Raw genomic sequence first — 11885 nt, forward strand, 5'->3', positions numbered from 1 at the left:
TTAAAATAATTATTATGATTATATTATCATTTTTATTTCTTCTAACAGCAACTTTATATTCAAGTGTTGGATTTGGGGGTGGCTCTACTTATCTAGCTCTTCTATTAATCTGGGATGTTCCTTACTTAATCTTTCCTGTAATTGCCCTCTTTTGTAATATTATTGTCGTATCAGGAAATTGTATTAACTATATTAAAGCTGGGAATATCAATCTTAAGATACTTACACCATACTTAATATCATCTGTTCCTCTTGCATTCATAGGTGGATCATTATCAGTAGATAAAGAAGTTTTTGAAATTTTACTTTTTGTCGTCTTGACACTAGCAGGAGCTCTACTTCTTCTGAAATTTCAATCTTTTGATCAAAAAATTGAAGTTTATAAAAAGATACCAATAATATTATCATTATTGATTGGTGCATCTATTGGATTTGTATCTGGTGTGGTTGGTATTGGTGGTGGTATATTTTTAAGTCCAATACTATTATTGGTCAGAGTTGATAGCGTTAAGAACATTGCAACAGCAGCATCTCTTTTTATATTAATCAATTCTATGTCAGGACTTGCTGGTCAATTCACAAAATCTTCTGTAATAAATGAAATTTATAGCTATTGGCCATTATTTCTTTTAGTTTTATTGGGAGGTCAATTAGGAAACTATTTAAATCTTAAAATTTTTCCTGCAAGAATGTTGGCTTTAGTAACATCGGCACTTGTCATATTTGTCGCTATTCGAATGGGACTGAAGTTGTTTGCATAACACAAGTATTAAATTATTATAGATAAAATATGAAAACATTCAGAGCTTTTGGACCAACTATAGGAAAAACAAAGTTATCCAAAAAAATTATTACTATATTAAATAATCACATTGATAAGTCTCAATTATCAAAAAAAAATGATTATAGCTCTAAGCTAGCAAGTCAAATTAAGAATGAAATCAAGATTCCTAAAACATTGGTTAGTAAGAGTTTGTCTAAAGAGTTAATAAAAAATATCAAAAATTATCTTGATAAATCTGATGTAAAAAAAATTAAAGAAATCAAAATAATTAATCTATGGGTAGTTAGACAATTAAAAAATGAATATAATCCTATTCATTATCATGAGGGACAATTGTCAGGAGTTGGCTATCTTAGAATCCCAAAAGATATGAATCAAAATAAACTTGTTAAAAATAAAAAGTTTAAAACTAATGGAACTATTGATTTTATTAATGGGCAAACACACTTTTTGAGTAAAAGTATTTATAATTTAAACCCTAAATTAGGGGATCTATTGATTTTTCCAAATTATTTAATGCATACAGCCTACCCATTTAACGTAGATGGTGAAAGAAGATCTTTCTCTTTTAATGCTAAAATATTATTCAAAAAATAATTGCTAATCACTCAATTAGTTATATAAATAGTTAACCGATTTGATCCATATTGCAGGTACTAACTGCTAAAAAGGAAATCATTAAATTAATTGGTAAGGGTAGTTGGACTATATTGTGCACCTGGCATAAAGCTAAAGCACTAAAAAAGTAAGGAACAAAGATGGATATAAATTTTTTCAAAGAAACCAGAGTTCTAGATGGTGGAATGGGTCAAGAGTTATTAGCGAGAGGTGTAGAAGCAAATGGTACCCTCTGGAGTGCTAATGCATTATTGCAGGAAAAATATCATCAGCTTTTGCTTGATACGCACTTAGATTTTATAAATTCAGGTGCTGAGATTATTGTAACAACAACATTTACCACAAGAAGAATGAGATTAAGGGATAATGGTGTTGAAGATAAATTTGAGTATTTAAATACTAAAGCTGGTGAAATAGCTAAAAAAGCAAAAGATTTAAATCCACATATTTTAGTTGCTGGAGGATTGCCTCCTCAATATTTAACCTATGAAGCAGACACAAGAGCTAATGATGAAATTAAAGAAAATTTCTATGATCAAGCAAAATTACTTGATCCTTTTATAGATTTTTTTTATTTTGATGTATTAAGTAGCGTAAGAGAGTTTAAATTAGCTATCGAAGCCATAAAAAGTTTCAATAAACCTTATCTAATTGGTGCCCATGTGTCTGAGGGAGTAAAGTTACCAAGTGGTGAAAATATTTCTGAGATTATCACAACAATAAATCACAAAAGTTTACTTGGAATAATACTTTCTTGTGTATCACCAGAAAATTATGAAAAAAATATTAATGAAATAAAAAGTTTAGATGTTCCATTTGGCTTTAAACTCAATGGGTTTATTACAACAAAACCTACAGCTGGTTACACAAATACTTTTAATAAAAGTAAAACAGGAAACCCAAATGAATTTCTGGGTCACAGAGAAGATCTAGTGCCAGAAAAGATGGCTTTATTTGTAAAGAAATTTAAAGAAGCTGGGGCCACTATTTTAGGAGGTTGCTGTGAAACCAGACCATCACACATTAAGGAGATGGCTAAACTTAAGTAATTTTTTTATTTCCTGCTTTTTTTACAAAATAAAGCCCAACTAAAACCGCCAATAGTGAAGTTAAAACTTTATCAGTAATTAATTCATCTAAAAATATATAACTTAATATAATTCCAAAAATAGGTATTAAGTAAGAAACTTGAGACTGAAATATTAGTCCATTGTTCTTTAAAATTCTAAATCTGAGAAGCCATGCTAAACCTGTTGATACTAAACCAAGATAAACTACAGAAATACTTGACACTATTGAGGGTGTAGTTTCCCAAGGTTTTTCTATAAAAGAAACTAAGGGTATCAAAATTATTATAGCCCAAATTAATATAGACCCTGTTACATTTTCATTTTTTTTATTACTGATTTTAAGAGTTAACACTCCACCTATGACATAACAAGTTGATCCAAGTAAAATCATTAATGCAGAGAAAAAATTATTATCATTAATCAAAAAATTGTCTGAAAATAAATAAACTATTCCTGAAAAACCAATTAATATTCCAAATGTTTTAATAAAGTCAAATTTTTCATTTTTAGTAAAAAAATGTCCTAATACAGTTGAGCTTAATGGTGTAGTAGACATTAATATTGCTGCTAAATTACTTTGAACTGATTTTACACCATAGGCGATTAAAAAAAAAGGTAGCACCAAATTTACAAATCCAATTATAGCAAACCAATACCAATCTTTCGAAAAAGCTTCTATTTTTATTTTTTTATAAAAACATAATAATAGTACTGGAATTGATCCAAAAAAAACCCTTAAGAAAGCAATAGTAATTGGACCAAAAGATTCTGTCGCAATCTTAATGTTAAAAAAAGCTGACGCCCATATTAAAGATAAAATTACTAATAAAATATAATCAATTAATTTAGGCTGTCTCATTCAATTATATCTTCAACTTTCCCATTTGTAATTTTTTGAATATTTTTAAAATTAATCTTAAAAACACAGTTTGGATGTCCTGCTGCAGCAAATAGTTCATTAAACCTTTCTAAAGATTTATCTATAAAAATTTCTAGCTTACTTAAATGACCTACTGGTGAAACGCCACCTATTGTATAGCCAGTTTGAGTTTTAACTTCTTCTGGAGAAGCCATATAGATATCTTTTATATTCTTAATCTTTTTTAATTTATTTAATGAACATCTCTTATCTCCTGCTACTAAGCATAAAATAAAAACATCACCAGCTTTAAAAAGTAAGCTTTTGACAATCGCGCCAACATTGCATTCTAACGCTTTAGCAGCATCTTGTGCAGTTCTAGCTGAATTTTCTAAAATAATAACCTCTAAAGATTTATCAAAATCTTTAAGAGATTTTTCTGCTCTTTTAACCGGTTCTTTATCTAATAAGCTCATATTTCAACTAACAATTGATTGCTAATTTAGCAAATAATGTTGTAATTCATATGTAAAAAACGCATAGGTGATATTTATTAATCAAGCAATATTGTTTTAAACAAATTTGTTAATAATGTGCAACAAAATTTAAAAAGGAGAAACTATGACTGCTAGCAATGTATTAAAATTTATCAAAGATAAAGAAGTAGAATTTATTGATTTAAGATTTACTGATCCCAGAGGAAAACTTCAGCATTTAACTATGGACCATACGATTGTTGATGAAGAAATGCTAAACGAAGGTGTTTTTTTTGACGGTTCATCCATAGCTGGGTGGAAGGCTATCAACGAGTCAGATATGATTTTAAAACCTGATACATCAAGACTTGTTATGGATCCTTTTACCTCTCATAACACTTTGATACTTTTTTGTGATATTTTAGATGCTGTTAAAAAATCCCCCTACGAAAGAGACCCAAGAGGAACAGCTAAAAAAGCAGAAGAATATTTAAAAAAATCTGGTGTTGGTGATAAAGCGTTTTTTGGTCCTGAACCAGAATTTTTTGTTTTTGATGATGTTAGAATTAATAATGATCCAAATAATACTGGTTTCATAATAGACAGCAAAGAAGGTCCTTATAATTCTGGAACTGCCTATGCTAATGGAAATATGGGTCATAGACCCCCAGTTAAAGGTGGATATTTTCCAGTGCCTCCAGTTGATAGTGAACAAGATATGAGAGGTGAATATTTAAAAAGTCTAAAAGAAGTGGGTGTTAAGGTTGAAAAACATCATCACGAAGTTGCTCCAAGTCAACATGAGCTAGGTATGGTTTTTGGAACTTTAGTTGAAACAGCTGATAATGTTCAACTTTATAAATATGTAGTTCAAATGGTTTCTCATTCATTTGGGAAAACAGCAACATTTATGCCCAAGCCTGTTGCCGGTGACAATGGTTCTGGAATGCATATTCATCAATCAATTTGGAAAAATGATAAACCTGTTTTTTCTGGTGAAGCTTATGCTGGATTATCAGAAACAGCATTACATTATATTGGTGGTATTTTAAAACATGCAAAAGCTATTAATGCTTTTTCAAATTCAACAACAAATAGCTACAAAAGATTAATCCCAGGATTTGAAGCACCAGTACTATTAGCTTACTCCGCAAGAAATAGATCTGCATCTTGTAGAATACCGATTAGTTTAAATAAAAATGGTGCTAGATGTGAGATAAGATTTCCTGATGCTTCAGGAAACCCTTACTTAACTTTTGCTGCTATGCTTATGGCTGGTTTAGATGGTATTAAAAATAAAATTCATCCAGGTGAATCTTTTGACAAAGATCTTTATGACTTACCTCCTGAAGAAGTTAGAAATATCCCAACTGTTTGTGGCTCCCTAAGAGAAGCTATGGAGAGTTTAGATAAAGATAGAGATTTTTTAACTGAAGGTGGTGTATTTACAGATGATCAAATTGATGCTTACATTGCATTAAAGTTTGAAGAGATACATAGATTTGAACATGCCCCTCATCCTGTTGAGTTTGAGATGTATTACAGCAGCTAAAATTATTACTGTCTAGTAGTTGCGATTTTATCTTTGTTAATTCCTTTTTTAACAACATAATCCTGCGTGCCATTAGCACCAGTATTTACTTCAGTTCGAAGAGTTTTAAAGAATGTTCTTTCTTTTAAAGACTTTTCAAGACTTTTAACAAGATTTTTAAATTCAAATTTATTCATTTCTATTTATTATCCTAGATATGCATAGATTGCAATGCTGATATGCGTATTTGTTATATTAGACTTTAAAAGATTCTCCACAACCACAACGCTCTGACTCATTAGGATTATTGAATACAAATGATGAAGAAAACTCCTCTTTTTTATAGTCCATTTCAGTTCCAAGTAGATACATTACAGCTGCGGCATCAACAAAAACCTTAACGCCTTTATCTTCGATAATTTCATCAGTTGGATTAACTTCTTTAGCATATTCCATTACATATGACATGCCAGCACAACCACCAGATTTAACCGCAACTCTAACACCAATTGAACTTGATTCAATTCCGGACATAATTTCTTTGATACGACTTGCAGCGTTATCACTTAATTTAATTATAGGATTCATTATAAATTTAACTCCAATTTAGCTGCTTCAGACATCATTGACTTTTCCCAAGGTGGTTCAAAAACTAAATCAAGATCAACTTCTTTAATACCTTCCACTTGCATGGCACTATCTTTAACCTCTTGGGGTAAGCTTTCAGCGACAGGACAGTTGGGTGTTGTTAGGGTCATTATGATTTTAGCCTTATCCTCTTTTACCTTAACATCATAAATTAAACCTAATTCATAAATATTAACTGGTATCTCGGGATCATAAATTTTTCTAATTTCAGCTATTACTTGTTCTCTTAAATCCATAATATTATCTAGTTTTCAGTATTGATTTCTTCTTGAGTTTTGTCAATTGCAGAAATTAAAGTGTGCCATGATAATGTCGCACATTTTACTCTCATTGGATATTGTTTTACTCCAGATAAGCACATTAACTTAGTTTTTTCATCTTCCTGCAAATTTTTTGATTTTAATTCAGGGTTTTCTTTAATCATACCCAAAAAATCAATTACAATTTCTTTGACTTGAGCTTCTTCTTTTCCTTTCATTAAATCAGTCATGATTGATGCTGACGCCATTGAAATTGCACAGCCACTTCCTTCAAATGAAACATCTTGTACTTTTTTGTCTTCATCCAATTTTAGAAATATATGAACATTATCACCACATAAAGGGTTATTACCTTTTGCATCTTTGTTAAAATTTTCTGTCTTTCTTAAATTGTGTGGATTTTTTCCATGTTCTAAAATAATTTCTTGATAAAGTTCTTTAATATTCATTATAAATTAAAAATTTTTTTACAATTATTTATTGAGCTATTAAGTTGGTCTAGATCTTCTCTTGTATTATAAACACCTAAAGAAGCACGTGCGCTTGCTGAAATTCCTAATTTATCATGTAAGATTTGACAGCAATGGTGTCCAGCTCTTATAGCAACACCATCTTCATCTAATATAGTGGCTATATCGTGTGGATGTACGCCTTCAATTGTAAAAGATAAAACTGCAGCTCTATTTTTAGGATTACCTATTAACTTAACAGAATTGTTCCTTTTTAAGATTTCTTGTCCATATTCAATTAATTCTTGTTCATGTTTGATCATGCTTTCTATTCCAACTTTTTCTAGAAACTTTATAGATTGATCAAAGGCAATAACTTGTGCTGTTGCCATTGTTCCTGCTTCATACTTGTTTGGTAAATCACCATAAGTAATACTGTCTTTTTTAACGTCATTAATCATACCACCACCACCTTGATAAGGAGGTAATTGTTCTAACCATTTTTTTTTAGCATAAAGCACTCCAAGACCAGTTGGTCCATACATTTTATGACATGAAATAGCGTAAAAATCACAGTCAATATCTTGCATATCTAACTTTAAATGTGGCGCACCCTGACAACCATCAACTAAAACTGCGATACCTTTTGAGTGAGCTAATTCTGTTATTTCTTTAACTGGCAAAACAGCTCCAGTCACATTAGATAAATGAGTAATAGCAATTAATTTTGTTTTTGGATTTATTTTTTTTTCAATACTTTCGAGAGTAATTTCCCCATCATCATTAATTTCTGCAAATTCAATCTTAATTCCTTTTGATTGTCTTAAAAAGTGCCATGGCACATAATTAGAGTGATGTTCGAGTTCAGTTATAAGAATTTCGTCTCCATGTTCTAAATATTGTTGGCCAAAAGTATTAGCCACAAGGTTAATTGCTTCTGTGGCACCTTTAGTAAATACAATTTCATTTTTATCTTTGGCATTAATATATTTTTGAACGGAAGATCGTGTATTTTCATAAAGATTAGTTGCTGCCACAGCTAAGTAATGAACACTTCTGCCTGTATTTGAAAATTCATTAGTATAAAATTCGTTAACTCTATCAATTACTGATTGTGGTTTTTGAGATGAGTTAGCACTATCAAGATAAACAAGATCGTTATTATGAATCTTGTTACTAAATATTGGAAACTCTTTTTTTATGTCTGATATACTCATTCTGTAATTCCTATCATATTTTTAATTAGATCTTTAATTTCTATATCTGTAATTTTTTCTACTGCATCAAGTAAAAAACCATTGATTAATAATTCTTTTGATTGCTGATTACTCAAACCACGAGACATCAAGTAAAATATTGCATCTTCATCTAAATTTCCAGATGTTGCTCCATGAGAGCATTTTACATCATCAGCATAGATCTCAAGTTCTGGTTTTCCATCAAATTCAGTATTCTCATTTAATAATAAAGCCTTACTAAGTTGATACCCATTTGTTTTTTGGGCTTTTGAGTCTACATAAATTTTACCTTGATAAATACCTTTTGCATTTTCATTTAAAACACTTTTAATTAATTGATAGCTTTTTGTATTTTCAGCTAGATGATTAATATTGGTTTTGATTTCATGATGTTGTGAGTTTGTTAAATTTATTATTCCATTAATAAATGCTGAGCTGTACTCATCATTTAAATTACAATTAATTTCATTTTTTATAAATTTAGACCCAGTCGAAAAAATAAAGTTTTCTGAAATACTATTTTTTTCTAAATTAATATTATTATAAGAGTATTTAATATTAGAATTTTTTTTATGATCAATCTTATAATTTTTAAGAATAGCATCTTGTGCAATATCAAAATTTTGAACTATATTTATAAAATTATTTTCAGAACTATCATCAAATAAATCTATAAGTTTCAAACTACTATTTTTTTCAAGAACAATGTCTGTTTTCAAATTGATCGCTGTTGATTTAAGCTCTTTGGTTGTAATATTGTATATAATTAATGGCTCATTCATTGAATAGTTTTCTTTAACCGTTACCCTGATATAGCTGGCAATGAGAGCATTGTTCAATGAAACCAATGAATTAACTTCTTTAGAATTTTCATTTTGATTTAAATCTCTTGTTATCAAAACTTTAGTGTCATCTTCATTGCTAAAATCAACTTTTGAAATTACTCCATTAAGAAAAATTATCTTATTATGTGCAAATTCATCAATAAAGCTAGTTTCATCAATCTCACTTATCTTAAAGTCGGTATGGAAGCGTAAATTTTCAATATTAGAAGAAATTATCTGATTCAAATCTGAAAATTTCCAATCCTCCGCTCTTTTATTTGGAAAACCATTCTCCACAAATTGATTAAAGTTTTCTTTTCTAGAATTTATACTTTTCTCTGAAAGTTTTAAACTTCCTATGACTTTATTAAAATCTACTTTTAGTTGTTCCATAATCTAGCTTAAACTTTCGTATCCTTTGTTTTCAAGTTCTAATGCAAGTTCTGACCCACCCGATTTAACTATTTGTCCATTAATTAATACATGCACAAAATCTGGTTTTATATATTCTAATAATCTTTGATAATGAGTAATGATTAAAAAAGAACTTTCTTTACTCCTTAATGCATTAACACCTTCTGAAACTATTTTTAAAGCATCGATATCAAGTCCGGAATCTGTTTCGTCTAGAATAGACAGCTTAGGGTTTAATATAGACATTTGAAGTATTTCATTTTTTTTCTTTTCTCCACCAGAAAAACCTACATTTAATTGTCTGCTTAATATTTTTTCATCAAATTTTAATTCGCCTGCTTTTTGTTTAACTAATTTTAAGAATTCAATGGCATCTAATTCTTTTTCACCTTTAGCTTTTTTAATTGCATTTAGAGATGTTTTTAAGAATATATTGGTATTAACTCCTGGTATTTCCAGTGGATATTGGAATGCTAAAAATATTCCTTTATGAGCTCTTTCTTCAATCTCTAAATCTAAAAGATTTTCATTAAAATACTTTACTTCGCCAGTTACTGTGTAACCTTTTTTCCCTGAAAGAACATTTGATAGAGTGCTTTTACCAGATCCATTCGGTCCCATAATCGCATGCACTTCCCCTGGCTTAATTTCTAAATTTAATCCTTTTAATATTTCTTTATTATCAATATTTGCTTTAAGATCTTTAATTGTTAACATTAACCAACACTCCCTTCTAAACTGATACCAACTAATTTTTGCGCTTCAACAGCAAATTCCATTGGAAGCTGCTGTAACACTTCTTTGCAAAAACCATTAACAATTAAACTAACAGCCTCTTCTTGATTTAAACCTCTTTGATTACAGTAAAATAATTGTTCTTCACTAATTTTTGATGTAGTAGCTTCATGCTCAATATTTGAGCTAGAATTTTTATTCTTTATGTATGGAACTGTATGTGCTCCACACTTGTTACCCATCAAAAGAGAATCGCATTGAGTAAAATTCCTCGCATTATCAGCATTTCTAGCGATATCCACTAATCCTCTGTATGTATTATCAGCAAAACCAGCCGATATACCTTTAGAAATTATTTTGCTTTTTGTATTTTTTCCAAGATGGATCATCTTTGTACCAGTGTCTGCTTTCTGATGATTATTGGTGATAGCTATTGAATAAAATTCTCCAACAGAATTATCTCCTTTTAAAATACAACTTGGATACTTCCATGTGATTGCTGAACCTGTCTCGACTTGTGTCCATGAAATTTTTGAATTTTTGCCCTTACATAATCCTCTTTTAGTAACAAAATTATAAATACCTCCTACACCATCTTTATCTCCAGGGTACCAATTTTGAACCGTTGAATATTTAATTTCAGCATCATCTAGTGCAATTAATTCTACATTAGCAGCATGCAATTGATTTTCGTCTCTCATTGGTGCAGTACACCCTTCTAAATAACTTACATAACTTCCTTTATCAGCAATAATCAAAGTTCTTTCAAATTGACCTGTTTCTGTAGCATTAATTCTAAAATAAGTAGAAAGTTCCATCGGGCATCTTACACCTTCAGGAATATAAACGAATGACCCATCAGTAAAGACTGCTGAATTAAGTGTTGCAAAATAATGATCTGATAATGGAATTACAGAACCTAAATACTTTTTTACTAACTCAGGGTGTTCTCGTATCGCTTCTGACATAGAACAAAAAATAATTCCTTTTTTATTTAACTCACCCTTAAATGTTGTTGCAACAGAAACAGAATCAAATACAGCATCAACTGCAATTCCATTAAGTCTTGCTTGTTCTTGCAATGGAATTCCAAGTTTATTGTAAGTCTCTAATAATTTTGGATCTAACTCATCTAAACTTTTTGGTTTATCATCCATACTTTTTGGTGCAGAATAGTAATAAAGATTTTGGTAATCTATTTTAGGATATTTTGGTTTTTGCCAGTTTGGTTCTTTTAATTGTTTTAACCTTTCAAATGCTTTTAGTCTCCAATCAAGCATCCATTGTGGTTCTTTTTTAATATTTGAAATAAATTTAATTACTTCTTCATTTAAACCTTTCGGAGCTCGAGTATTTTCAATATCTGTTGAAAAACCGTATTTATAATCTTTTAATTTTTCTATTTCTTTTTCTCTTGCGTCCATTTTAATTTCTACTTTCTGAAGAATTGTTAATAAGATCTTTTAAGTTTTTTTGTTCAAAAAAATTATTGATATGAACTTCAAGTTCATCCCACAAATTATGAGTAATGCATTTTGATGTTTTACTATTACATCCTTTTTTTGACTCTTTTTTACACTGAACAGTTTTAACTTCTTCATCTACAGCATTAAGTATATTGGCTAGCTTAATTTGAACAGGATCTTTGTTTAAAACATACCCACCATTGGCGCCTCTAGTGCTTTTCACTATATTATGTTTTTTTAACTTTGAAAATATTTGTTCTAAAAAATCTAAAGATATGCCCTGCCTTAAGGATATATCCCTTAAAGATACAGGATTTATGCTATTAAAATTAGCTAAATCAGCTAAAGCCATTACTGCATATCTGCCTTTTGATGTTAACTTCATACTTTTAATGTTAATTATTTATTTACCCTTTAATAATGGGCTTTTTATACAAACCTGACTAAATTAGTCAAGTATATATCATATAAAAAAAGTTAACATATTGTCGCTTACTTATGATAGATGTAATT

Annotated in this window: 15 protein-coding genes and 1 riboswitch; of the genes, 4 read left to right on the forward strand and 11 right to left on the reverse strand. The window is 29.6% G+C overall.

All coding sequences use genetic code 11. The features are described from left to right. The first annotated feature begins 14 nt into the window (after positions 1–14). The 3 genes from AC5YF9_RS04960 to AC5YF9_RS04970 all read left to right on the forward strand — a co-directional run bounded on the left by AC5YF9_RS04960 (position 15) and on the right by AC5YF9_RS04970 (position 2451). The gene (locus tag AC5YF9_RS04960; RefSeq protein WP_415303592.1) at positions 15–761 is read left to right on the forward strand and encodes a TSUP family transporter; all 747 of its coding nucleotides are present in this window, start codon (positions 15–17) and stop codon (positions 759–761) included. Positions 762–790: 29 nt separating this feature from the next. Further along, complete coding sequence (locus AC5YF9_RS04965) at positions 791–1381, forward strand: 2OG-Fe(II) oxygenase family protein (protein WP_415303593.1); 591 nt, start codon at positions 791–793, stop codon at positions 1379–1381. A gap of 88 nt (positions 1382–1469) precedes the next feature. Further along, positions 1470–1533, forward strand: a riboswitch (SAM riboswitch). Positions 1534–1542: 9 nt separating this feature from the next. After that, complete coding sequence (locus AC5YF9_RS04970; protein WP_415303594.1) at positions 1543–2451, forward strand: homocysteine S-methyltransferase family protein; 909 nt, start codon at positions 1543–1545, stop codon at positions 2449–2451. On the opposite strand, the gene AC5YF9_RS04975 is transcribed toward AC5YF9_RS04970, so the two are convergent. Beyond that, positions 2444–3331 carry a DMT family transporter gene (locus tag AC5YF9_RS04975; RefSeq protein WP_415303595.1) on the reverse strand — a complete coding sequence of 296 codons (888 nt, stop codon included), beginning with the start codon at positions 3329–3331 and terminating at the stop codon, positions 2444–2446. The genes AC5YF9_RS04970 and AC5YF9_RS04975 overlap by 8 nt on opposite strands. Beyond that, positions 3328–3807 (reverse strand): YbaK/EbsC family protein, encoded by a 480-nt coding sequence (locus tag AC5YF9_RS04980; protein ID WP_415303596.1) that lies wholly within the window; start codon positions 3805–3807, stop codon positions 3328–3330. Before AC5YF9_RS04980 ends, AC5YF9_RS04975 begins: the two co-directional genes overlap by 4 nt. 145 nt (positions 3808–3952) lie before the next feature. On the opposite strand from AC5YF9_RS04980, the gene glnA reads away from it, so the two are divergent. Further along, a complete protein-coding gene (gene glnA / locus AC5YF9_RS04985; protein WP_415303597.1) occupies positions 3953–5359 on the forward strand; it encodes a type I glutamate--ammonia ligase in 1407 nt (468 codons plus the stop codon). Positions 5360–5364: 5 nt separating this feature from the next. Here glnA and AC5YF9_RS04990 read toward each other — a convergent pair whose 3' ends face one another. From AC5YF9_RS04990 to AC5YF9_RS05030, 9 genes are read right to left on the reverse strand one after another with little or no spacing between them, the layout of a single operon-like run. Then, positions 5365–5535: a hypothetical protein gene (locus tag AC5YF9_RS04990; protein WP_169036262.1), complete on the reverse strand. Its 171-nt coding sequence runs from the start codon at positions 5533–5535 to the stop codon at positions 5365–5367. A 58-nt stretch (positions 5536–5593) separates the two neighbouring features. Then, positions 5594–5926 (reverse strand): HesB/IscA family protein, encoded by a 333-nt coding sequence (locus AC5YF9_RS04995; RefSeq protein WP_415303598.1) that lies wholly within the window; start codon positions 5924–5926, stop codon positions 5594–5596. Beyond that, entirely contained in the window at positions 5926–6222 is a 297-nt protein-coding gene (locus AC5YF9_RS05000; RefSeq protein ID WP_415278668.1) for an iron-sulfur cluster assembly protein, read from the reverse strand. The genes AC5YF9_RS04995 and AC5YF9_RS05000 overlap by 1 nt, the downstream gene beginning before the upstream one ends. Before the next feature lie 8 nt (positions 6223–6230). Next, positions 6231–6695: a Fe-S cluster assembly sulfur transfer protein SufU gene (sufU, locus tag AC5YF9_RS05005; RefSeq protein ID WP_415303599.1), complete on the reverse strand. Its 465-nt coding sequence runs from the start codon at positions 6693–6695 to the stop codon at positions 6231–6233. Next, a complete protein-coding gene (locus tag AC5YF9_RS05010; RefSeq protein WP_415303600.1) occupies positions 6695–7912 on the reverse strand; it encodes an aminotransferase class V-fold PLP-dependent enzyme in 1218 nt (405 codons plus the stop codon). Before AC5YF9_RS05010 ends, sufU begins: the two co-directional genes overlap by 1 nt. Then, positions 7909–9153, reverse strand: a complete 1245-nt coding sequence (gene sufD / locus AC5YF9_RS05015; protein ID WP_496169958.1) for a Fe-S cluster assembly protein SufD — start codon at positions 9151–9153, stop codon at positions 7909–7911. Before sufD ends, AC5YF9_RS05010 begins: the two co-directional genes overlap by 4 nt. After that, positions 9154–9888, reverse strand: a complete 735-nt coding sequence (gene sufC / locus AC5YF9_RS05020) for a Fe-S cluster assembly ATPase SufC (protein ID WP_271492524.1) — start codon at positions 9886–9888, stop codon at positions 9154–9156. Further along, a complete protein-coding gene (sufB, locus tag AC5YF9_RS05025; protein ID WP_415303602.1) occupies positions 9888–11330 on the reverse strand; it encodes a Fe-S cluster assembly protein SufB in 1443 nt (480 codons plus the stop codon). The genes sufC and sufB overlap by 1 nt, the downstream gene beginning before the upstream one ends. Position 11331: 1 nt before the next feature. Then, positions 11332–11757 carry an RrF2 family transcriptional regulator gene (locus AC5YF9_RS05030; protein WP_415303603.1) on the reverse strand — a complete coding sequence of 142 codons (426 nt, stop codon included), beginning with the start codon at positions 11755–11757 and terminating at the stop codon, positions 11332–11334. Between the last annotated feature and the right edge of the window lie 128 nt (positions 11758–11885).

This window comes from Candidatus Pelagibacter sp. uisw_098 (assembly GCF_059512505.1).